This is a genomic window from Exiguobacterium sp. s191 (assembly GCF_018618955.1).
Classification (GTDB): Bacteria; Bacillota; Bacilli; order Exiguobacteriales; family Exiguobacteriaceae; genus Exiguobacterium_A; species Exiguobacterium_A abrahamii.
Genome location: NZ_JACSNC010000001.1, coordinates 1,594,537 through 1,618,302 on the forward strand (window position 1 = coordinate 1,594,537; position 23,766 = coordinate 1,618,302).

General features: G+C 47.1%; 21 protein-coding genes. 4 read left to right on the forward strand and 17 right to left on the reverse strand.

The genetic code is table 11. The features are described from left to right. Window positions 1-107 precede the first annotated feature (107 nt). The 6 genes from KNQ09_RS08530 to zapA form a co-directional block, all read right to left on the reverse strand. The gene (locus KNQ09_RS08530) at window positions 108-1,004 is read right to left on the reverse strand and encodes a YitT family protein (protein WP_050677634.1); all 897 of its coding nucleotides are present in this window, start codon (window positions 1,002-1,004) and stop codon (window positions 108-110) included. A 185-nt stretch (window positions 1,005-1,189) separates the two neighbouring features. After that, the gene (locus KNQ09_RS08535; RefSeq protein WP_023469001.1) at window positions 1,190-1,597 is read right to left on the reverse strand and encodes a DUF350 domain-containing protein; all 408 of its coding nucleotides are present in this window, start codon (window positions 1,595-1,597) and stop codon (window positions 1,190-1,192) included. A gap of 10 nt (window positions 1,598-1,607) precedes the next feature. Then, window positions 1,608-3,974, reverse strand: coding sequence for an endonuclease MutS2 (locus tag KNQ09_RS08540; protein WP_023469002.1), 2,367 nt, complete (start codon window positions 3,972-3,974; stop codon window positions 1,608-1,610). Beyond that, a complete protein-coding gene (gene polX, locus KNQ09_RS08545) occupies window positions 3,975-5,690 on the reverse strand; it encodes a DNA polymerase/3'-5' exonuclease PolX (protein ID WP_214858134.1) in 1,716 nt (571 codons plus the stop codon). It abuts the gene before it with no gap. Window positions 5,691-5,736: 46 nt separating this feature from the next. Beyond that, the gene (locus tag KNQ09_RS08550; RefSeq protein WP_050677637.1) at window positions 5,737-6,285 is read right to left on the reverse strand and encodes a CvpA family protein; all 549 of its coding nucleotides are present in this window, start codon (window positions 6,283-6,285) and stop codon (window positions 5,737-5,739) included. 3 nt (window positions 6,286-6,288) lie between these two features. Then, window positions 6,289-6,525: a cell division protein ZapA gene (gene zapA / locus KNQ09_RS08555; protein WP_029342308.1), complete on the reverse strand. Its 237-nt coding sequence runs from the start codon at window positions 6,523-6,525 to the stop codon at window positions 6,289-6,291. 120 nt (window positions 6,526-6,645) lie between these two features. Between zapA and rnhC the strand changes: the two genes are divergently transcribed. Continuing rightward, a complete protein-coding gene (gene rnhC, locus KNQ09_RS08560; RefSeq protein WP_214858136.1) occupies window positions 6,646-7,566 on the forward strand; it encodes a ribonuclease HIII in 921 nt (306 codons plus the stop codon). Between the two features lie 23 nt (window positions 7,567-7,589). Here rnhC and KNQ09_RS08565 read toward each other — a convergent pair whose 3' ends face one another. Continuing rightward, the gene (locus KNQ09_RS08565) at window positions 7,590-9,056 is read right to left on the reverse strand and encodes a UDP-N-acetylmuramoyl-L-alanyl-D-glutamate--2,6-diaminopimelate ligase (RefSeq protein WP_214858138.1); all 1,467 of its coding nucleotides are present in this window, start codon (window positions 9,054-9,056) and stop codon (window positions 7,590-7,592) included. A gap of 258 nt (window positions 9,057-9,314) precedes the next feature. On the opposite strand from KNQ09_RS08565, the gene KNQ09_RS08570 reads away from it, so the two are divergent. Further along, window positions 9,315-9,743, forward strand: coding sequence for a MarR family winged helix-turn-helix transcriptional regulator (locus KNQ09_RS08570; RefSeq protein ID WP_023469008.1), 429 nt, complete (start codon window positions 9,315-9,317; stop codon window positions 9,741-9,743). After that, window positions 9,740-10,927, forward strand: a complete 1,188-nt coding sequence (locus tag KNQ09_RS08575) for an MFS transporter (RefSeq protein ID WP_214858140.1) — start codon at window positions 9,740-9,742, stop codon at window positions 10,925-10,927. Before KNQ09_RS08570 ends, KNQ09_RS08575 begins: the two co-directional genes overlap by 4 nt. 64 nt (window positions 10,928-10,991) lie before the next feature. Here KNQ09_RS08575 and pheT read toward each other — a convergent pair whose 3' ends face one another. The 8 genes from pheT to infC all read right to left on the reverse strand — a co-directional run bounded on the left by pheT (window position 10,992) and on the right by infC (window position 18,337). Next, window positions 10,992-13,388: a phenylalanine--tRNA ligase subunit beta gene (pheT, locus tag KNQ09_RS08580; RefSeq protein ID WP_214858142.1), complete on the reverse strand. Its 2,397-nt coding sequence runs from the start codon at window positions 13,386-13,388 to the stop codon at window positions 10,992-10,994. 12 nt (window positions 13,389-13,400) lie between these two features. After that, window positions 13,401-14,423 (reverse strand): phenylalanine--tRNA ligase subunit alpha, encoded by a 1,023-nt coding sequence (pheS, locus tag KNQ09_RS08585; RefSeq protein ID WP_035396564.1) that lies wholly within the window; start codon window positions 14,421-14,423, stop codon window positions 13,401-13,403. A gap of 308 nt (window positions 14,424-14,731) precedes the next feature. Beyond that, a complete protein-coding gene (locus tag KNQ09_RS08590) occupies window positions 14,732-15,484 on the reverse strand; it encodes a TrmH family RNA methyltransferase (protein WP_023469012.1) in 753 nt (250 codons plus the stop codon). A gap of 7 nt (window positions 15,485-15,491) precedes the next feature. Then, window positions 15,492-16,574, reverse strand: coding sequence for a M42 family metallopeptidase (locus KNQ09_RS08595; protein ID WP_064299521.1), 1,083 nt, complete (start codon window positions 16,572-16,574; stop codon window positions 15,492-15,494). A gap of 12 nt (window positions 16,575-16,586) precedes the next feature. Continuing rightward, window positions 16,587-17,069, reverse strand: coding sequence for a dUTP diphosphatase (locus tag KNQ09_RS08600; protein WP_023469014.1), 483 nt, complete (start codon window positions 17,067-17,069; stop codon window positions 16,587-16,589). Window positions 17,070-17,187: 118 nt separating this feature from the next. Next, on the reverse strand, window positions 17,188-17,547 hold the full coding sequence (rplT, locus tag KNQ09_RS08605; protein ID WP_012371057.1) for a 50S ribosomal protein L20: 360 nt from the start codon (window positions 17,545-17,547) through the stop codon (window positions 17,188-17,190). Window positions 17,548-17,584: 37 nt separating this feature from the next. Beyond that, the gene (gene rpmI, locus KNQ09_RS08610; protein ID WP_023469015.1) at window positions 17,585-17,779 is read right to left on the reverse strand and encodes a 50S ribosomal protein L35; all 195 of its coding nucleotides are present in this window, start codon (window positions 17,777-17,779) and stop codon (window positions 17,585-17,587) included. 27 nt (window positions 17,780-17,806) lie between these two features. Further along, the gene (infC, locus tag KNQ09_RS08615) at window positions 17,807-18,337 is read right to left on the reverse strand and encodes a translation initiation factor IF-3 (protein WP_029342318.1); all 531 of its coding nucleotides are present in this window, start codon (window positions 18,335-18,337) and stop codon (window positions 17,807-17,809) included. A 433-nt stretch (window positions 18,338-18,770) separates the two neighbouring features. Here infC and KNQ09_RS08620 point away from each other — a divergent pair, with 433 nt between their 5' ends. Beyond that, window positions 18,771-20,240, forward strand: coding sequence for a catalase (locus tag KNQ09_RS08620; RefSeq protein ID WP_023469017.1), 1,470 nt, complete (start codon window positions 18,771-18,773; stop codon window positions 20,238-20,240). A gap of 47 nt (window positions 20,241-20,287) precedes the next feature. Here KNQ09_RS08620 and KNQ09_RS08625 read toward each other — a convergent pair whose 3' ends face one another. Together KNQ09_RS08625 and thrS are read right to left on the reverse strand one after the other, a co-directional pair. Next, entirely contained in the window at window positions 20,288-21,493 is a 1,206-nt protein-coding gene (locus KNQ09_RS08625; protein WP_214805265.1) for a glycoside hydrolase family protein, read from the reverse strand. 219 nt (window positions 21,494-21,712) lie between these two features. Further along, window positions 21,713-23,653, reverse strand: a complete 1,941-nt coding sequence (gene thrS / locus KNQ09_RS08630; protein WP_029342321.1) for a threonine--tRNA ligase — start codon at window positions 23,651-23,653, stop codon at window positions 21,713-21,715. Window positions 23,654-23,766 lie beyond the last annotated feature (113 nt).

A 23,766-nucleotide genomic window follows, 5' to 3' on the forward strand; every position in this document is an offset into this window, starting at 1 on the left:
AATCTGCTTGTTTTTTTCGATTCGTTCAATTAGAAATCATCATACAAAAAAGCAGCACCACCCTTTCTCGTTTCCGAAAAAGAAGAAGCACTGCTTTTTAATAGACATCACCGGGATGGATACGTAAATCCTTCACCAATGACTTCGCGCACTTTATGAATGACGACGAAGGCGCGGGGATCCGCTGCTTCGACGATCTGTTTCAACGGTGCCAGTTGTCGTTTATCGACGATCATATACAACATATCATTCTTTTGTTTCGTGAAATGACCGTGACTGTGGATGACCGTCGCGCTACGACCGAGCGTCTCTGTCAGGATCGTCGCGATCTCCTCTTGGCGATGACTGATGATCGTGACCGCTTCGCGGACATTTAATCCTTCGCTGACGAGATCAATCAAGTACGAGCCGATGATAATTGCAATCAACGTGTATAGCATCGTCTCTTCTCCGAACAGAAATCCTGATGCACCGACGACCGCGACGTCGATGATGAACATCGAGACCGCGATACTGAGATTCAAGTACTTATTCATCAGTCGAGCGATGATGACTCCCCCGCCCGTCGTTCCACCAGCACGAATGACAAGTCCGATTCCGACGCCAATCAGAATTCCCGCATAGACCGTACCGATTAAACGGCTATCTGATGATGTCGCTAGACTAGCAGTCGAGGAGAGGACAAATGATGTGACGGCGACCGAAATGACGGAGTAAAGCATCGTCTTCCGGCTGAGGAATCGATAACCGACGACGAACAGCAAGGCGTTCGCAATCAGGGAAACAAGTCCCGTATCCCAGCCATAGAGGTAGTAGAAGATGACCGTGATCCCGATCAATCCACCTTCAGATAAATCGTTCGGAATCGTAAAGTAGTTGATTCCAAAGGCGAGAATCGCAGACCCGATGATGACCCAGAAGATGTCCTTCCAAGAAATCAATTGCATCGCCTCAAAAGCACGGCGTCTCGTTTCTGTCGTTGTTGATGTTTTTCTTACGTTCATATGCGTTCCTCCTTTTTTGATTAGGCGTGGCTTCCAATAAAAATTCCGTACTGAAACGATGTCAGTACGGAATGATCACACGGTAAGACCGGTTCTTTTAATTAAATACAATCCAAAGGATACCGACGACCAAAAAGGCAATCGAAACCCCGAACATGATTTTCGCTAAACGTTCTAACACGGATTCACCCCACTAACGCTGATCCGATGACGTAGGACATGCCGATCGATAAGGCACATGAAATAATGCCGACAGCAATGTTGCCGTTCTCGATTTCACGGTCTACCGGCAAATTCGGTGTCAGGAATTCAAAGATCCAGTATGTCGATATCAACAGTAAGAAGCCAAAAGCACTTTCAAGAAATATCGACCCGACCCGTTCTTCCCCTTGAACAGCGAAATGAACGATATTGGCGAGTCCGATGATTTTTCCACCTGTTGCTAACGCAACGGCGATGTTGCCACTCTTGATATGTTCCCAGTTTTTATACCGGGTTGTCAACTCAAAAAGTGCAAGTCCTAAAATGATCAGTAATCCCGCGACCGAATAGAGCGCTGTCGTGTAGACATAGACGTTCTCAAAAATGTTCATCCTGCTTTCCTCATTTCAGTTCGATGATCGTCACACCGTGTCCGCCTTCACCTTGACCGCCTAAGCGGTGACCTTTGACGTGACGATGACCTTTCAAGAATTCTTGGACACCTTGACGCATCGCTCCCGTACCCAGACCATGGATGACACGAATGTGGTCGTAGTTCGATAACAAAGCTTGGTCCATGAAGCGTTCGAGCTTCGATAATCCTTCTTCAACACGGACGCCACGTAAATCCAGTTCAGCTGAAGGCGCCGATTGTTTCGTCACACTCGTACCACCAGAACGCCCTTTTGTTTGAGGACGTTTTGGAGTACTGCCGATCTTCGCGAGATCTTCCGGTTTGACGTTCACCTTCATGATGCCGACTTGAACGGTATACTCGCCGTTCGCCTGTTGGTTGATGATATAGCCTTTTTGATTAAAGGTCGTGACTTTGACTTCTTCCCCTTTATCAAAACGTGGCGTTTGATCGTATTTCGCTTTTACTTTAGCGATCCGTTTCTCTTGCAGACTCGGCTTCGCATCTTCAAGTTTTTTACGTGCCTCGATCAGTTCATGCTCTTTGACGGCACCAGCATCACGCAATTCTTTCAAACGTTTAATGACGCCTTCAGCCTCTTTTTGGGCACGTTCGACTGCACGTGCTGCTTTTTCTTCCGCTTTTGCCAGAATCTCATTTTTCTCTTCCTGAATCTCTGCTTGTTCTTGCTCGAATTGCTCACGCTCTGCAACGAGTCGTTTCTTCTCTTCTAGCAACTGAGCCTCTAACGTTTCAGCACGCTGTTTCGCTTCTTCCAGTCGTTCGATCATCGTTTCGACGGATTGGGCGTCGCTACCGATTTGACCACGTGCCGCGTCGATGATCCGGTCTTCAAGTCCGAGACGTTTTGAAATCTCGAACGCGTTCGAGCGTCCCGGTACACCGATGAGTAAGCGATACGTCGGACTGAGTGATTCGACATCGAATTCCATCGACGCGTTGACGACTCCTTCTCGGTTATAGCCGTACGCTTTTAATTCCGAATAGTGCGTCGTCGCTGCAACGCGTGCTCCGCGGCGTTTCACTTCATCAAGAATTGCAATCGCCAGGGCAGCCCCTTCTGTCGGGTCCGTTCCCGCACCCAATTCATCAAACAGCACCAAACTCATGAAATCGATTTTCTCCATCATCGAGACGATGTTCGTCATGTGCGAGCTGAACGTCGACAAGTTTTGTTCAATCGACTGTTCATCCCCGATATCGGCATAAATCGCATCGAAAACACTGAGCTCCGTCTCATCTGCTGCCGGCACGTATAGTCCTGATTGCACCATCAATTGCAAAAGACCGATCGTCTTTAAGGTAACCGTCTTACCACCGGTGTTCGGACCTGTGATGACGAGAGATGTAAAATCGCCACCTAGCGAGACAGTGATCGGTACGACCTCTTCTTTTGGAATGAAGGGATGTCGTGCTTCCTTCAGAATGATATGGCGATTTTCATTCAAGCGTGGTTCGACCGCTCCAATCTGATGACCGTACAATGCTTTCGCCATGATGAAATCAAGTTCTGCTAGTACATCGAGATTGATGCGCAGCGAGTCGCCGACACTCCCGACAAGTGCTGATAATTGTGCGAGGATTCGTTCGATTTCAGCTCGTTCTTTCAAACGCGCTTCTTGGATCTCGTTGTTCGCAGAAACGACGGCTTGTGGTTCGATGAACAACGTTGCACCGGACGCCGACTGATCATGAACGATCCCACCGAACGCTTGACGATATTCTTGTTTGACCGGGACACAGTAGCGATCATTTCGCATCGTCACGATGGCGTCAGATAGCATCTTTGCTTTACTACGTAAGACACTATCGATTTTCGAACGAACTTGTCCTTCAAGCGAACGCAACTGACTCCGTAACGCTCGTAATTTATCACTTGCCGAATCTTGAACAGTTCCCTGATCGTCAATGGCATGACGAATTCCCTGTTCGATCTCAACGAGCTTCGTGATCTGTTCGATTCGACTGTCGAGTCGTGGTAATCGTAGATCCGGATGATCCTCATGCAATCGTTCCTGGAACGCCTTCACTTGACGTCCTGAATAGACGACGTCTGCGACGGATAGAAGTTCACTCGTCGAGAGGACCGAACCAATTTCTGCTCGTTTCACTTCACTGCGGACATCTGTCAGTCCACCGAACGGATAACGGTCACGTAACCGATAAACCGTCGTTGCTTCCGTCGTGACAGCCAATAATTCCTTAACCTGCTCGAACTCTTCCGCTGGACGCATCGCTCGAACGAACTGTGCTCCAAGTGAGCTTGCTGTGAACGATAACATGTTTTCTTTTAACTTCTCATATTCTAAGACGCGTAATGCGTTGGCATTCATTTAATCCACTCCTAAACGTTTTCGACCGAAGAAGGCAAGTGCTGCTTCAGCGCTCCACGTATTGATGACATCAGACGCCTCCAAATAGGCTTTACGTGCATGGAGGACTCCAAGTTTCATATCTTCTAACATTTCTGGTCGGTGTGTATCCGTATTGATTAAAATTTTCACACCAGCAGCCTTCGCTTTTGCTAGGGAACTTGCCGTCAAATCGAATCGTGCCGGGTTTGCATTCATCTCAAGCGCTGTTCCTGTCTCGGCTGCTAGTTCGATCAAGCGATCGACGTTAACCGCATACCCTTCACGTCTACCGATGATTCGTCCTGTCGGATGGGCAATCAGAGAAACGTAAGGATTACGACACGCATTCTCAAGCCGTTGCATGATCTCTTCTTCCGTCTGATCGAATTTCGAGTGAATCGAGGCAATGACGTAATCCATCTCTTTTAAGAAATCATCTTCATAATCGAGCGACCCATCAGGTAAGATATCCATCTCGACGCCACATAAAATCGTCATCTCGGGATGTTTCTTGCGTGCCGCTTCGATTTCGACACGTTGCGCACGTAGACGTTCTTCCGTCAATCCATTGACGAACTTCATATACTTACTATGGTCGGTGATCGCCATCCATGTATACCCTCGTGCAGCACACGCATCGACCAGTTCTTCAACAGATAATGTGCCATCTGACCATGTCGTATGCATGTGCACATCTGCTTGAATATCCTGTTCCGTCAAAAGGCGTGACAAATCCTGTTCGAACTCTTGACGCCCTGCTCGTAATTCAGGTGCGATGAACGGTAAGTCGTACCGCGCAAACAATTCTTCTTCCGTCTTCGGCTGCACTAACCCGTTCTCCGTCTCGACACCATATTCAGAAATGCTCTCTCCCTGTTCTTTGGCAAGTTGACGCATCCGGACATTGTGATCCTTCGAACCCGTGAAGTGATGTAACGTTGACGCGTACGCCGCGTCATCGACGATTCGGAAATCAACCGTGATATAATGGACGTCTCGTTTTAAGACGAGTGATACTTTCGTGCTGCCGGCAGCAATGACTTCATCGATGAGCGACAGTTCCAATAGTTGCTCCTTGATCCGTTCCGGTTCGTTCGTCGAGAGGATGAAATCAAGGTCCTTGCACGTCTCTTCTGCTCGGCGGAAGCTTCCACCAACTTCGAAGCGAATGATTTCATCGAACGACGCAAGGGTCTGATTTAATTCCGTAACGACCTTCCGCATGACACCATACGGTAATCGTTCCGGTCGTGTTTCAAACGTTTCGAGCGCTTTGACGTACTTTTCGACCGTCTTCTTACCGAATCCAGGCATCGTTTCGACTGTACCATCCGCTAATTTCTCTGCAAAGGAATCCGCATCAATGACGCCGACTTCATGCAATTTAGCAAGTTTCTTCCCACCAAGACCTGGGATCTTTAGTAAAGCGATCAGTCCTTCCGGTACTTCTTGTTCGAGTTCCGTCAGTGCCGTACTCGTTCCCGTTTCCCGGTACTCCTCAAGAACAGCAGCCGTTCCTTTACCAATCCCCTTCATCGCCGTGAAATCGTCGATTGCCATGAAGTCAGCATCCGATGCCTCGAGGATACTTGCTGCTTTTCGGAAAGCATTGATCTTAAACGGATTTTCCCCTTTAACCTCTAGATAGACTGAGATTCGTTCTAAGTGACGCATTGCATCTTGAATCGTACGCATGTGCAATTCTCCCCTCAAAAAAAGCTCCCATTTAACGGGAGCATGTTTATTTTATCAATCCAACTTTGTCCATCAGCCAATTCGCAAGGAGCGGTGTATGTTGGATGATGAAACTTGCCAAACTCGAGTCTGCAATGGCATCCTGTATCGACTGAATCGGAACGAATGCTGCGAGGAACAAGAGTAAGAAAATGAAGATGTACATCTCGATGAAGCCAAAGACGCCACCTAATAATCCTTTGACTTGTTTTAAAATCGGAATGTTCGTCAACGAATCAAACATCGATAACAAAATCGCTAAGATGATTTTTGTACCGAAGAACAGGACGACGAACCAAAAGGCTTTGTAGAACACCTCATCGAGTCGTGCTGAACTTGGAATTGCGAACATCGTCAAGTCGATTCCCGCATCATCCAGTGTCGACGGATATGGAACCCACAAACGGAATTTCGTCGCCAGTTCCTCATAGAACGACAAGGCAACGATGAAGGAAATGATCAGGCTGAGCAAATGCCCGGCCTGCAATACGACTCCCCGTCGGACACCCGTCATGACGCCTAAGGCGAGAAGTAATAAGATAACGAAAGAAATCATAGTTTATAGTTCACCCAAATTCTTTTTTATTTTTACGTAATCACTACCAATATTAAGCGCCGCTAGGACGGCGATTTGACGAACGTCGAGTTGTGGTGCTTGTTCTCGGATTTCTCGAATTTTCGTATCGACGAGGAGACCCACTTCGCGTACGTGTTCTGGCGACTCCGTTCCGACAATCGTATAATCATTGCCTGCGATATGAATCGTCGTCCGGTTCAACCCTTCTGAATCAGCCATTTTTCTGTCCTCCTCATACTTTGCTTCTTTCATATAGTACCATCATTTTCGTTTTAGGAAAAGAAGTCCCCCATCGGTCTTAAGGATGGTATGCTTAATCCCGGAAAGGGAGGTTATCTCGTGGGAACTACCGTTTTACGCTTATCTAAAGAAAAGCAAGACCTCGTCATACAAGAGTTTAAACAAGGACAGACGAAGAGTCCACCGTATGCCCGCTTCGCCGCTAAAGTACCCGGATGTGTCATCACGATTTACAATTCTGGAAAAGTGATGTTTCAAGGAACCGAAGCCGAAACCATCGCTTCACGCTTCGGTACGGCTACACCGACTAAATCGAAGGAACCACTTGTTTCAACGTTACCGAATGGTTTTGCAGAATGGTCCGTCGCTGGCAGTGACGAAGTTGGAAAAGGCGATTTCTTCGGTCCACTCGTCGTCGTCGCTTCCTTCGTTGATCGAAAGCAGATTGCACTTCTTCAGGAACTCGGTGTTCGGGACTCCAAGCACTTGAATGACACGGAGATTCGAAAGATCGCCCGTGATCTCCATGCTGTCATTCCGTACACATATCGTATCCTACACAATCCAGAATACAATCAGATGCAACGAACGATGACACAAGGAAAGATGACTGCCCTGATGCATAATGATGTACTCGAGCGACTTCTTGACCAACTGGAGACGAAACCAGAAGCGATCTTGATTGATCAGTTCGCTGAAAAGACCGTTTACTACAAACACTTGTCTGGTGTCGTCAATCCCGTTCGAGAAAATGTCTACTTCTCGACCAAGGCGGAGCAACTTCATGTCGCCGTCGCTGCCTCCTCGATCATTGCTCGCGCCATCTTTTTGAAGGAGATGGACAAGTTGAGTGAAACAACAGGTGTCGTCATTCCGAAAGGTGCTGGTGCCAAGGTCGATCAAGTCGCTGCCTCACTGATTTTACGTTATGGAGCTGACAAACTTCGTGACTGGACGAAAGCCCATTTTGCGAATACGAAAAAGGCACAACAACTAGCTGCGAAACGAAACCGACCATGACCTTAACGGAATGGTCGGTTTTTTTAAATGACGGACTCCCCTTCAGACAGTCGTTCTAATTCCGCAAGAAGTATGTGTTTTTCATTAAAAGGAATCGTTTTTGTACCGATTCGTTCTACCTCATCATGACCTTTCCCGACGATGACGATGCGTTTTCCTTCGTGCGCCAGATGCGCTGCTTGTACGAGCGCTTCGTGACGGGATGTATGGCACCCTACTAAGTGTTCACGTGGAATATCGATGATTAGTTCTTCGATGATTCGATCCGGATTCTCTGTCCTCGCATCATGGACCGTTGCGATGATGTGTTCACAATATTTGCTTGCGATTCGCCCCATCTCCGCTCGTTTCGTTCGATCACGCTCTCCAGCTGCGCTTAAAACGACCGATAGCGACTCTCCGGAAGAAGTGAGTGCCTGTAAACATTTTTCTAGACCATCCGGTGTATGGGCATAATCGATATAAACCTCACAAGGTGCCCAGTCCAGTCGTTCGAGTCGCCCTTTCGGCAATTCCAGTTCTGGAATGTGACGAATCAACGTATAGAGATTAGCATCGCCTGCCCGCAACAATCCCATCGCTGCCGCTAAATTCGCTGCATTGAATTCACCTAGTAAAGCTGTCGGCACACGCGTCGTCGTCTCGTCGATCCGCACATTGACGGTGTCTGTCAACCATTCGACCGCGATTTGCGACGTCCGGTGTGGTTGCGTCGTATACCAGATGACGGGTTGTAGAGGCGCAGCTTCTCGCATGACGCGACTCCAACTATCTTCTCGATTCAAGACAATGGTCCGACCATTTGACGCGGCGACTTGTTGAAACAACAACGCTTTCGTCTTGGCGTAATCCTCCATTGAATGATGGTAATCCATATGATCATGCGTCAGGTTTGTAAATGCTGCCGAGTGGAAAGACACTCCCTCGACTCGACCTTCGGCTAATGCGTGAGAAGACACTTCAATGATGCAATCCGTCACGCCTTTTTCAACCATTTCATACAACAGTCGATGTAAGATGATGGCTTCAGGTGTCGTATTCGGCGTCTCAATGAGTTCCTCATCAATTCGTGCACCGACCGTGCTGATCATGCCGGCTTTTATACCTGTTGCTCGAAAGAGATCATACGCCAATTTCGTCGTCGTCGTTTTTCCATTCGTTCCGGTTACACCGTATACACGCATCTTTTGACTAGGTTGATCGTAAAAGCGATTCGCGACTTGACCTGCAAGTCGTTTCGTATCCGGCACAGTAATGACGGGAACCGGGCAATCCGGAAACGATTGTTCAGCTAAAATCGCCACAGCCCCGTTTTGGATTGCCTGATTGATATAATCGTGACCATCAACCGTGTAACCGTTGATACAGATGAATAATCCGCCAGGTCTGATTTGTCGCGAATCGGTTGCGATATTCGTGATGAGTGGATTGATTGCTTCCTTTATAGTGAATGGTAATAGTTCAGTCAGGAGCTTCGCTAGTCGATTCATGATGTACTCTTCCCTTCTTTGTCTCTTCTCTATGTCAAGATGAATTAGTCAACCGATCACATAAGCAGTCGTATCCATTGTTTCAAGTAAATCAAATACTCTTTTACGGAACATACCCGCTTTAAGACCTGCTTAATCTTTTATCATGCTAGAAAATTATTCTCTTCAATGCATGAAATGAGCGTTTCTTCCCTTGCGCCTCTTAATCAGCTTTGATACACTCTTAAAGTTAACTAGTTAACTAAAAGGAGAAATAGGATGCTCTATACACAAGAAGATGTACTCGGACAACTATCAAAAGTCTCACGTCTCGTAAAACGAGAGATTGATGCTACCTTGCTTCCCTACTCGTTACATACGGGTCAATGGGCACTAATAAAAGCAGTTGCATTACTACAACCTGTTTCACAAGTCCAACTGGCCGATTATCTAATCATTGAAAAACCAGCTGTGACGAAAACCGTCTCACGTCTTGAGACGCTTGGTTTCATCACTCGGATAAAAGAAGGACGAACACATTTTGTCTCATTGACACCTTTAGCCATCGAACGGTTCGACCAAATCGATGCTGCGGTCCAAGAGACCCACCAACGCTTACTCGCCTCCTTCTCCCTTACCGATCAGCAACAGCTCGGTGAGTGGATGACGCACCTACTTACTCTACATCGACAGGAGGAATCTTCATGACCGCTCGGTTATTCTCGCGTCATTACATCATGACGTTGATCATCAATCTGTTGCTCTTCATCACGTTTTATCTACTCAATGCCTCACTTCCTTTACTCGCTGCTAAGCAGTTTCCGGTCTCCGCTTCAGCACTCGGGTGGATCGTGACGAGTTTCATCCTGGCAACCGTCTGTTCTCGTCCATTGATTGGTCACTGTTTAGATCGATACGATTTAAAGCGCGTCTTGATGATCTCTGCAAGTCTTTTTACAGTCATGAGTATCTGCTACATGCTCGTCCTACCTTTGGAATCATTTTTCTATCTAATCATCATCCGTATCATCCACGGATTTAGTTTCGGGATGTTATCTTCTTCGATCAGCCTCGCCGTCACGACATTGATTCCAAAAACACGTCAAGGCGAAGGGATGGGATATTTCGTCCTGTCGATGAACTTGGCATCCGTCCTTGGTCCTGTCATTGGTCTTGCCTTTATTCAAGAAAAAGCATTCGTCCTGTACTTCGTGACAGTTGCTGCCCTAGCAGTCATCGCCTTGTTGTTAATGATGCGTCTGCCACTGACGAGTCAACATATCCCAAGCACGTCCGCGTTTCGTTTAAGTCAGTCTCTCTTCTTATCGCGTCCGCTTTTGTTGGTGGCGACTCTGTTGGCAGGCGTTGCGATCTCTAGTACATCTGCGTTCATTTCACTGTACACGGACTCGATCGGTCATATCGCATATGCTTCTTATTTTTATGCGTTAGTCGCTCTCGGAATGGTCGGGATTCGACCAATTGCCGGAAAATTGTTTGATCAGCGAGGTGCTGCATTCGTGCTGTTGCCCTCGTATGCCCTTTATATGATTGGCTTTGTCATTCTCGGCATGTATCCTTCATTGGCTGGTTTATTGACTGCTGCCATCATCATTGGTATCGGTTCTGCTTCCATCTTCCCGGGACTTCAAACTGTCCTTTTGAACTTCGCACCTCCCGCACAGAAAGGGAAAGCCATCTCGACCTTTTTCCTTGCTTACGACACAGGTTTTGGAATCGGTGCCTTGATTCTTGCTACGGTCGCAAGCGGTATCGGCTATTCCAATATGTTCTTGTCCTGTAGTCTGATCGTTCTCGTAAGTGGTCTACTGTATTTCACCTTTACGAAACGACAAGCTGCGTCATCTGAAACAGAAGAACTTGCTTCTTGAATCTGTCGTCAAACGAAAACAGCCGCCTTCCTCTGAAAGGAAAGCGGCTGTTTGTTTATCCTGATTATGCGCGAAGTTCCGCATTGAACGTTTCTTTCACTGCATCTACGACTCGCTGTTGCGCTGTCGTGATTTCTTCATCGACTAACGTCCGTTCTTTGTTTTGATAACGGAGGGAGAAAGCGAATGATTTTTCATTCTCTCCGACGTTCTCACCCGTGTAGACATCGAACAATTCGATCGTCTGAAGAAGTGGACCGGCTGCTTCCGTCATGACATCGACGATGGATTGCGCCGTCACTGATCGCTCGACGACGATTGCTAAGTCGCGTGTCATTGATGGGAAACGTGAGATTTCCGAGTAGACCTGCTCTTCTTTCGAACGTAGTGCCATCGCCTCTAATTCAAAGACGTACACTTCTTTTAGACCATACTGTTCTTTTGACAGACCAGGATGCACTTGACCGACGAATCCGATCGCTTCTCCGTCAAGCAAAATGCGCGACGTCCGTCCTGGGTGCATCGATGGAATGCTCGCTGCCTCGAACGTCAACGTGATACCGACTGCAGAAGCGAGTGTCTCGACGATTCCTTTCATGACGAAGAAATCTGTTTTGACGAGCGTTCCGTGCGCACGGTGTTGTTCTGACACACCGACTGCGACGCCACCGATCATTTCTTGTTCAATCGGGAGTGTCTCAAGTGACGCATCCCGTTGCAGATAAACACTGCCGAGTTCATAAAACGCGACATCGGCATGCTGTCGTGCGACGTTATGCTGCGCGACTTCAAGGAGTCCCGGAATGAGTGACGTCCGCAGTGTCGAACGTGCTTCACTGATTGGCATCGCCAGTTTGACCGGATGCAAATCTTCTCGTTCATTGAATTGCATCGCGCGTTGTTCGCTCGTCAATGAATACGTGATGGCTTGCGAAAGACCTGCTCCCTGCAATGTCCGGCGTAAATGACGACGGTGAATGTTCCGTTTTGGTAAGAAGCCACGGCTCGCTTCAGACGGTAAGCTTGAAGTCAGTGCATCATATCCGTAGAGACGAGCGACTTCTTCCGCTAAATCAGCTGGAATTTTCAAGTCTTGGCGGCGAGTCGGTACGCTGACTGTCAAGGCATCACCCGATAATTCAACACCGAGACCAAGACGTTCGAGTAACGTTTGCATGACCGTTCCTTCGATCTCCATACCAAGACGGTGATTGATGTACGAGACACTCGCTTCAATCAAGTGATCGTCAAGCTCGAGCGTTCCAGCTTGAGCGACACCAGCCTGAACCGTTCCACCCGAGAGTTCAGCAATCAAAGTTGCAGCCCGATCGAGTGCTAACAAGACACGACGTGGATCAACGCCCTTTTCGAAACGAGCACTCGAGTCCGAGCGAAGTCCAAGAACACGGCTCGTCTTCCGGACGGAAATCGGTGCGAAGTAAGCTGATTCTAAAATGATCGATGTCGTGTTTTCATCGACTTCGGTATTCGCTCCACCCATGACACCAGCAAGCGCGACCGGGTGTTCACCGTTAGTGATGACCAGCATCGAAGAATCGAGCGTCCGCTCTACTTCGTCGAGCGTCGTGAACGACTCTCCTGCGTGCGCTTGACGCACGACGATCCGTTTTCCGAGTTTTTCAGCATCAAATGAATGAAGCGGTTGACCTGTCTCAAGTAAGACGAAGTTCGTAACGTCGACGACGTTGTTGATCGGACGAATGCCGTTCGCAATCAAGCGGTTTTTTAACCAAGTCGGTGACTCTTGAATCGTCACGCCTTGAATTTCTCGTGCCGCGTAGAACGGGCAGTCCTCTGAATCAAGCGTCACGTCGACTGCCGTCGCAGTTTCTGCTTCGTTGACTTCAACGACCGGGAAAGTCGGTGTCGTATCGTAAAGCGCCGCCACTTCGTATGCGACACCATACATGCTGAGGCAGTCCGAACGGTTCGGCGTTAATCCAAGCTCGAGGATTTCATCACGTAGACCGAGTAACTCCAAAACGTCTTGTCCTGGTGTGACTGGTTCACGGAACGTATGGATCCCGTCCTGCTCATCTTCTCGGATATACTTCTTTTCGAATCCGAGTTCTTCGAGTGAACAGATCATCCCTTCTGAAACGACACCGCGCAATTTGGCACGTTTGATTTTAATACCCGGTAAGCGAGCTCCGACGCGCGCAACGATGACATCTTGTCCGGCTTCGACGTTCGGTGCACCACATACGATTTGCACCGGTTCGTCTTGTCCGATGTCGACTGTCGTGACGTTCAATTTATCTGCTTCTGGATGTTTTTCTTTCGTTAACACACGTCCGACGACGATGTTGTTCAACGCTTCATCCCGGACATCTACGCCTTCGACTTCGATTCCGCTCTTTGTAATCAAATCAGCCAAATCTTGTCCTGATGTGTGACTGACATCCACATATTCGTTCAACCATTGTTTTGAGACTAACATCTGCGTTCCCCCTTAAAACTGTTCGCTGAAGCGAACGTCATTCGTATAGAAGTGGCGAATATCATCGACACCGTATTTCAACATGGCAATCCGTTCGATACCCATTCCGAATGCGAAACCTGACATTTTCGTGCTATCATATTCGGCCATTTCGAGAACGTGAGGGTGAACCATTCCAGCGCCCAGAATTTCAATCCATCCCGTCTGTTTACAGATGTTACATCCTTTACCGCCACATTTGAAGCACGAGACGTCGACTTCGACGGACGGCTCCGTGAACGGGAAGAAACTTGGGCGTAAGCGGACTTCACGTGCTTCACCGAACATCTGCTTCGCGAAGGCTTCAAGCGTTCCTTTTAAGTCTGCCATCGAAATCGATTCTCCGACGACGAGTCCTTCGACTTGCATGAATTGGTGCGAATGTGTCGCATCATCTTCGTCTCGACGATAGACTTTACCTGGGCAGAGAATGCGGATCGGTTCACCTTTAGAAGCGAGCATCGTCCGTGCTTGGACCGGTGACGTATGCGTTCGCATCAAAATTTCTTCCGTGATATAGAACGAGTCTTGCATATCACGCGCCGGGTGATCCTTCGGTAAATTTAACATCTCGAAGTTGAAAAGATCTTGCTCGACTTCTGGACCTTCGGCAATCGTATAACCGAGTCCGACGAAGATGTCTTCGATCTCATCCGTCACCTGTTGCAAGAGGTGCGCATGACCGACCTTTTTCGGACGTCCTGGTAACGTGACATCAATTGCTTCCGCTGCCAGTTTCGCATCCATTTCTTGTTGTTTGACAGCTGTCAGACGTTGTTCCAATTGCTCCTGGATCGCTTGACGGACTGTATTTGCGATCTCACCGACGACTGGTCGTTCTTCCGCTGATAACTTTCCCATTCCTCGTAATACTTCTGTGATTGGTCCCTTTTTCCCGAGATACTTGACTCGGACGTCATTGAGATCTTTTTGTGTTGTTGCCTGATCGACTAATGTCAACGCTTCATCGCGTAATGCTTCTAATTGCTCGCGCATCTTTCCCACTCCTTTAGTTGAAGATATAAAAAAACGTCCCTCCGGCAAATGCCGAAGGGACGATGTAAACACCGTGGTACCACCCTTGTTTGACTTTTCAATCGAAAAGTCCTCCAATTGCGCGATAACGGGCGCATCCCGTCACGATCTCTCGTGCGACTCCGGAGTGAATTCGGTTAGCAGATTCACGAAGCAGTTTTCAGTCTACGACCGCTTCTCCCTGATTGAATCGTTCCCTAACGTACTCTGTTCCATCAACGTCCATGATGTATTCCTGATGTTCACTTTAGCATGAACGCTTGCCGGTTTCAATCCACGCTTGCAAAATGATAAAGCAAAATGCCAGCCGCTACTGCCGCATTCAATGACTCCGCTTTACCACGAATCGGGATGTAGGCACGCTCATCACAATAAGAGAGCAATTCTGGCGCAACGCCTTGTGCTTCGTTTCCGATGATTAAACCGAGTGCATCCATCGGTGCGATCGTTTGATAAGACGTCGCTCCTTCTAACGCCGTGCCGATTACCGCAATTCCTTGTTCGTGCAGGGCATTGACTGCCTCTTCTAGTGGCATGGAGATGACCGGTAGGTGGAACAGCGATCCTTGCGTCGCACGGATGACTTTTCCGTTATAGACGTCAACTGTTCCCGGTCCGACGACGACCCCATCGAATCCAGCTGCGTCAGCTGTCCGAATCATCGTCCCAACGTTCCCTGGATCTTGCAGACGATCGAGCAACAAATAGCGTCCTCGCTCTAATTGTGCCGAAGCTTGTTTCATCTCACAGACAGCGAAGATGCCTTGCGACGTTTCCGTCTCAGCCAGTACTTTGATGACGGCATCATCAATCGTAAAGACATCGGCATTTCGTTTCCAAGAACCGGGTACTTGATACGATTCACGCACGATCAATTCCTTGACGATTCCAGCGCGAACAGCTTCTTCAATCAAGTGTTCTCCTTCAATTAAGAAACGGTTCGTCTGCAGACGTCCTTTTTTCGTTAAGAGTTTTTTCCATTGTTTAACGATTTCGTTCTTTGCTGATGCGATGTGCTTCATTGTTTTATTACCCCTCGTAGATCGCTTGGACGGTCTCCGCATCCAGACGTTTTGTCACAGCAACGACTAAATCGACGGCTGCTTCGAAATCGGCTTTATGCATGATTGAGACGTTCGTGTGTAGGTAACGGATCGGTACAGTCAAGGCAAGTGATGGAACACCTGTATTCGATAAGTGGAACTTCGCTGCATCCGTTCCGCCACCTGGTGTTAAGTCCAGTTGATACTTGATATTTTCTTCTGTTGCGACTTTCGTCACGAAATCGATCAATCCACGATGTGCGATCATCGACGCATCGAACATGATGACTTGAACGCCTTCACCTAATTTCGACAATGCTTCACGATCGGTCATTCCTGGCGTATCACCCGGGATACCTGTATCGACAGCAAAGGCGATCGATGGTTTGAGTAGGTGTGCGACAGTTTGAGCCCCACGTAACCCGACTTCTTCCTGAACAGTCGCTCCCGCGAAAATCGTGTTCGGATGACCGTCTGCTTTTAAGCGCTTGATTGCTTCGATTGCGATGGCACAACCAATGCGGTTGTCCCACGCTTTTGCCATCAAGAAGTTCTCATTTTTCATCACAGTAAATTCGCAATGTGGAACGACCGTATCACCCGGACGAATTCCCCAACCGTCGACTTCTTCTTTTGATGAAGCACCGATATCGATGAACATGTCTTTAATGTCGACCGGCTTATTGCGCGCTTCCGGTGGTAAAACATGAGGTGGTTTTGCACCAATTACACCTGGAATGACTTCACCAGATGACGTCACAATATTCATACGCTGTGCCAAGAGGACCTGACCCCACCAACCGCCGAGTGGTTGGAAACGAAGGAATCCTTTTTCATCAATCTTCGTGACCATGAATCCGACTTCATCCATGTGACCCGCAATCAATACACGTGGTGCATCTTCGCCTGCGCCTTTATGTTCAGCAAAGAGACTACCGAGACCATCTTGGTGGAATGCTTCTGCATGAGGTTCTAGATATTCACGCATGAGGCTCCGGACTTCTTTTTCGTTTCCCGGTACACCTGTTGCGTCCGTGAGACGTTTTAGCATATGTAATTGTTCGTTCATCTGATTTCCTCCTTAGTAACCGTTGTCTTGTCGCACATGGTTTGCTTCATTTTTAGAAATGTAAGCCTTGAAAATCATATCCTGTGTAAAGCCTAGTGTAGCACCTAATGCAAGGTATGCACCAATCAGAACATCATAACTTTGTTCCGTCCGCGAAATCGCAAAGACGTTCGTTTTGTTATAGACGTCTAAAAAAGCATCTGTTGCTGTCAAATAGAAGTCACCTTCAGTAAAATGACTTTTCTTGTAATCAAGTGCTAGACCTAGTGAGAGTAGAAAATGGACGCCATCGACATATTCCTCAAGAATTGTGACTTGAGCGGATGGTCCCTTCTTCGACCAGAACTTAAAGCAACGTGTCTCGTTCGCAAGTTCACCGAGTTCGACCAGTAAGGCGAGCAGACGCTCGTCGAATTGATTGCCTGTCAATTGATGTTCTGACTGAATCCGTTTATCCAACTGTTCTTGCATCTCAAAAAGTGTCAACCAATCCATCTTTAATTCTCCTTCTATCTAAAAAAATCATATGACCGTCTCATCGACGTGCCTTCTTATTTTATCATTAAATCGAAAAAAACGTCGGAGAATTAAATTCCCCGACGAATTGTAGAACTTAAGCGTTCAATTTTGCTTTTGCTGTGTCAGCAAGTGAAGCAAATGCAGTTGCATCTGTAACTGCGAGGTCAGCGAGCATCTTACGGTTAACGTCGATACCTGCTAATTTAAGACCATGCATCATGCGGCTGTAAGAAAGACCGTTGATACGTGCTGCCGCATTGATCCGAGTGATCCAGAGGCGACGGAAGTCACGTTTCTTTTGACGACGGTCACGGTAAGCGTACATGAGAGATTTCATGACTTGCTGTTTCGCAACCTTGAAGAGTGTATGTTTCGAGCCGTAGTAGCCCTTAGCTAATTTGAGTTGTTTTTTACGACGTTGACGAGTCGTATATCCGCCTTTTACGCGTGGCATATAAATTCCCTCCTAAATCTGTATACGATTGGATAAATTACTTCGCGATCATGTGACGGATGCGTTTGAAGTCACCCGTAGATACCATGCTAGCTTTACGTAATTTACGTTTCGCTTTTGTTGATTTGTTACCGAACAAGTGGCTTGTGTAAGCACGACCACGTTTCAATTTGCCAGAAGCAGTACGTTTGAAACGTTTAGAAGCACCGCGGTGCGATTTCATTTTAGGCATGAGAGATTCCCTCCTACTTCGATTCGATTAGTCTTCTTTCTTAGGAGCAAGCACGAGGAACATGCTGCGTCCTTCCATCTTCGGTCTCTGTTCCACAACACCGAACTCACTTAAATCCGTTGCGAGGCGTTCGAGAACGCGTTTACCGATTTCCGAGTGAGTGATGGCACGACCGCGGAAACGAATGCTCGCTTTCACTTTGTTACCATTCTCCAAGAATTTCTTCGCATTACGGAATTTCGTTTGGAAGTCGTTCTCCTCGATCGTCGGGCTAAGACGAACTTCTTTCATCTGAATCACTTTCTGATTCTTCCGAGTTTCTTTGTCCTTCTTTTGCATCTCGAAACGGTATTTACCGTAGTCCATGATCTTACAAACTGGCGGCGTCGCTTGTGGAGCGACCATGACGAGGTCAAGTTCCGCTTCCTCTGCGAGACGTAGCGCTTCGTTGCGTGATTGGACACCTAGTTGAGCACCATCCGCTCCGATAAGACGAACTTCCCGGGCACGGATGCTTTCATTGATTAACAGATCTTTGCTAATGGTTAGCACCTCCATCGTGCATTGCACGAAAAATGAATGATAGAAAACGCTATAAAAAAAGCGTCGGCAGTTCTTCCCGCCCACACTCATAAGGAACGTCAAAGCATAGCAGTCGCTACACATTGCGTATCTTCATGATGAACCAGTACGAGTCGTCATACATGGTGAGAAGCGGGATGCTTCTGCTTTGTTGTCATTTCACTTTGCTATCATAGCACTTGTTTTCCCGTGATGTCAAGCCGCTTTCTATGTTCTTACAGAACGTTGCTCACATACTTGATTATAATAGCAATCCTTTGACGGATAAGCAAGAAGTTTCTAACCTGTTTTTCATGGGTACATTCTTAACATATCAAAAAGATTCAGAACATTCGCAAGCAAAATTGTTTATTTAGAATGATTATTGTTTTATAATCAATGTAATCTTACATAAGGGGGAGAATAACAGATGACTGAAAAACGATTAACGACCAATCAAGGTGTACCAATTGGAGACAACCAGAATTCACGCACGGCTGGACGTCGTGGACCTACATTATTAGAAGACTATCAATTGATTGAAAAAATGGCCCATTTCGACCGGGAACGTGTACCTGAGCGCGTTGTACACGCTCGTGGATTCGGTGCTCACGGTGTCTTCACTGTCAAAAATTCGATGAAAAAGTACACGAAAGCTGCGTTTTTACAAGAAGAAGGGACAGAAGTTCCTGTCTTCGCCCGTTTCTCGACTGTTATTCACGGCACGCATTCTCCAGAGACGCTCCGCGATCCACGTGGATTCTCTGTCAAGTTCTATACAGAGGAAGGAAACTGGGATTTCGTCGGGAACAACCTTCCTGTCTTCTTCATTCGTGACGCTATGAAGTTCCCGGATATGGTTCATTCACTTAAACCAGATCCACGCACGAATATTCAAGATCCTGACCGTTACTGGGACTTCATGACACTTCGTCCGGAATCGACGAACATGCTCATGCATCTCTTTACGGATGAAGGCATTCCTGCAAGCTACCGTAAAATGCGTGGTTCTTCCGTCCATTCATTCAAATGGGTGAACGCTCATGGCAATACGGTTTATGTCAAACTACGCTGGGTACCGAAAGCTGGCATTCACAATCTCTCAGCAGAAGAAGCAACAGAGATTCAAGGAAAAGACTTTAACCACGCTTCAAACGATACGTTCCAAGCGATTGAAGATGGAGATTATCCGGAATGGGATCTGTTCGTACAGGTGCTCGATCCGGCTGACGTCGATCAGTTCGATTTCGATCCGCTCGATGCAACAAAAGATTGGTTTGAAGATGTCATCCCGTTCCAACACGTCGGTACGATGACTTTGAATAAGAACGTCGATAACTACTTCGCTGAAACGGAATCTGTCGGATTCAACCCAGGTGTCTTGATTCCAGGAATGTTGCCATCTGAAGATAAGTTATTACAAGGTCGCTTGTTCTCCTATTCCGATACGCAACGTTACCGTATCGGAACGAACTACCAACAACTTCCGATCAACTGTCCGTTCGCACAAGTGAACAACTATCAACGTGATGGTGCAATGCCAGTCGGTCAACAAACGAGTCCGGTAAACTACGAACCGAACCGCTATCAAGAAGAACCAAAAGAAACACCAGAGTATACGGAAGAAAACCAGCCGTTACTTGATGATAAACACGGTCGTCTCGAAATCGAGAAGACGAATAACTTCGGTCAAGCCGGTGAAGTATACCGTCGTCTGACAGAAGACGAGCAAGCAGCTCTTCTGAAGAACCTCGTCAATGATCTCGAGCAGGTTCGTCATGAGAACACGGTCTTGCTCGCAATCTGCAACTTCTACCGTGCTGATGCTTCACTCGGTCAGAAACTATCAGAAGCGCTTCAAGTCGATATCGAACCGTTCTTGCAACAAATGCGTTCATAATATGGCACAAGCACCCTCGACGCTCGTCTTGGGTGCTTTCTTGTGTCTTAGTATGGAATGAAATCATATCGTTCTGCTGTTTTATATGTGAACTCATTGAGTTTTTTAAATAAGACGATTTGATCGAGTCCAACCTGCTTGACTGTATTTTGTTGCATATAACGTTTTTGCTCTGCCGTAAACGTATTATAGATTGGAGCATAGCCATTGCTTTGGAACGGTTGCATTTGAATCGCCCGATCTGCGTCTTCAAATCGATTGTAGCGAATCGTTCCTCCGACAACTCCTCTACCGAGAATCGTCATCGCTTTTCCATCCGCCCGGTGCACGTTTCGAATCGTATTATAACGGACCGTTGGATTCTTCCAGTTCATCATCGAAATCGCATAATCTTTTGTTCCATCAATCGTATTTTTTTCGATCCGCACATTCGTGTGTAATCGATTTTCTGTATATTGATGTGTGCCGATTGCCACGTTGATGTTACGAAACAGGTTATTGCGAATCGTGATATCTGCATTCGGAGTTCCATCTTGTTTCGACCACTTCCAATTGAACCCCTTTGTGATTGGGTCTGGTGTATCGAGATTAATCGATTCATTCGGACCTGTATTCGGTATCATGACGGCGTCGACGAATTTCATGTTTTCGATGACTGCCTTTTTCGTCGCATCAAGTTCCATTGCATGTGAACCCTTTTGATTCCGTACTGTGATGCCACCAATATACAAGTTTTGATTATGAGCAATAGCGAACGCTGAACCACGCGTATATCGATTCAAGTCGATTTGTGCATTCCCTTTTCCGATGATTTTAACGTTTTGTGAGCCATCATACTTTCCGACCTTTTTGTTCAAACGCAATACGGATGGAGCAACAAGATCAAATACACTGGTTGTTGAACTAATCTTTGTCGTTCCTGTCTCCGTCGTCTTCTTGATGATGACGCCATCTTCCAAGATCACCGTCGTATTGGACGGAATACCGACACGTAGTGGAGACAGATATGTTCCTTTCGTCAAGACGAGTGTCCCGCCTCCCTCTTTTTCAAGACGTTCCAAATAAGAGCGCATCGTATAGTGATTGCGCGTCTTTGCGTTATAGGTCGTATATTTACGAATCGTCGGGTCAATCGCTTCTGTTTTTGGTGTGATCCGGTATGTCTTTTTAGTCGTCGCCGCATCCGCTTTTCCCGGATGAATACCGATTAAAAGTGAAGAGGCGATGAGAACAGCAAGAGTCGTCTGTTTCATTTTTTGTAACTTCCTTCCCATCCTTCAAAACATTCCATCCAATGAAGGTTTATTATAGCATTTATCCAATTAAAGGAAAAATGATTTTCGGTTATGTTGGATAGATTTAGCTGGATGATCTATCTTTTTCATCGGCTTGTTGCTTCCTTCTTTTAAGTATCACATCACAAAAAAAGTCCGCCCTACAATAGCAGGACGAACTCTTTCATGCGACTATAATTATTTTGAACGGTTCGCGATTTCTTGCTCTAAGTCGGCAACGAATTGTTCAAGTGATGCGTTGCTTGAGTCTTTTGAACCGTAGCGACGAATGTTGACTTCGCGCGATTCGACTTCTTTGTCACCTAGAACGAGCATGACTGGTACTTTATTGACTTGTGCTTCACGAATCCGATATCCGAGTTTCTCGTCACGGAAATCTGTTTCGACGCGAATTCCTTTTTTCAGCAAGATCGCTTTGATTTCACGGGCATAGTCTTCATGCACTTTAGAAACCGGAATCAATTTCACCTGGACCGGTGCGAGCCATGTTGGGAACGCGCCTTTGTATTCTTCGATCAAGTATGCGACGAATCGTTCCATCGTCGAAACGACACCACGGTGTAAGACGACCGGACGGTGATCTTGTCCGTCATTTCCTTTGTACGTCAATTCGAATCGCTCTGGTAAGAGGAAGTCGAGTTGGACTGTCGAAAGCGTCTCATCTTTACCAAGTGCTGTCCGAACTTGCACGTCAAGCTTTGGTCCGTAGAAGGCAGCTTCGCCTTCTGCTTCGAAGTATTCGAGTTCGAGCTCATCCATTGTTTCTTTCAACTCACGTTGCGCCATTTCCCAAATCGCATCGTTATCGAAGTACTTCTCTTTATCCGCTGGGTCACGGTACGAAAGACGGAATTTGTAATCCGTGATTCCGAAGTCAGCATAGACTTCTTGAATGAGGTGAACGATGGCTTTGAACTCATCTTTCATTTGGTCAGGACGGACGAACGTATGTCCATCGTTAAGGACCATATAACGAACGCGCTGAAGACCAGTCAAGGCACCAGACATCTCATAACGGTGCATACCACCAAGCTCCGCGACACGAAGCGGTAAATCACGGTACGAACGCGGTTCGTTCTTGTAGACCATCATGTGGTGTGGACAGTTCATCGGACGAAGAACGAGTTCTTCATTGTCCATCTCCATTTTCGGGAACATGTCATCTTGATAGTGATCCCAGTGACCCGATGTCTTGTATAGATCGACTGAACCGAGAACCGGTGTATAGACGTGCTCATATCCAAGTTCGAGTTCTTTATCGACGATATAACGTTCGACCGTCCGACGGATCGCTGCTCCTTTTGGTAACCACATCGGGAGTCCTTGACCGACTTCTTGAGAAGTGAAGAACAAGCCAAGTTCCTTCCCGAGTTTACGGTGATCCCGCTCTTTCGCTTCAGCAAGGAAGTGGAGATGTTGTTTCAACTGATCTTTTGTCGCCCATGCTGTACCGTAAATCCGTTGTAACATCTTGTTTTTTGAATCGCCACGCCAGTAAGCACCAGCAATGCTCATCAATTTGAAGACTTGTAGCTTCGCTGTCGCTGGAACGTGTGGTCCACGGCAGAGATCGAAGAATTCGCCTTGACGGTAAATCGTCAAATCCTGATCAGCAGGAATCGATTCGATCAATTCGACTTTCAACGGATCATTGAGTTCTTTATAAATCGCGAGTGCTTCGTCACGCGAGACGACTTCCCGTTCGATTGGCAAATTCTCACCGGCGATTTTATTCATCATTTTCTCGATTTCTGGTAAGTCTTCTTCTGTCAGACGACGTTCCATATCGATGTCATAGTAGAAACCATTCTCGATTGTCGGTCCGATCCCAAGATGAATCGTTTCATCTGGATACAGACGTTTGATGGCTTGTGCCATCAAGTGAGCTGAAGAGTGACGAATCAAGTCGAGCCCTTCTTCTGAATCCGGCATGATCAATTCGATTGTGCCGTCCTCTTCGATTGGACGACGGTAATCGATTGCGTGCCCGTTTAGTTTGGCAGCAAATGCTTTTTTACGAAGTCCTGGGCTGATTGAAGCAGCAACTTCTTCTGCTGTCGTACCGACTGCGAATTCCTTTACGGCGCCATCTGGAAATGTAAGTGCGATGTTTGACATGACTGTTTCCCCCTTTAACAAAATAAAAAAGACTCATCCCTAAAAAGGGACGAGTCTTAATCTCGTGGTACCACCCTCGTTCCCGGACCAATGCAGGTTCGGCTCGAACACGC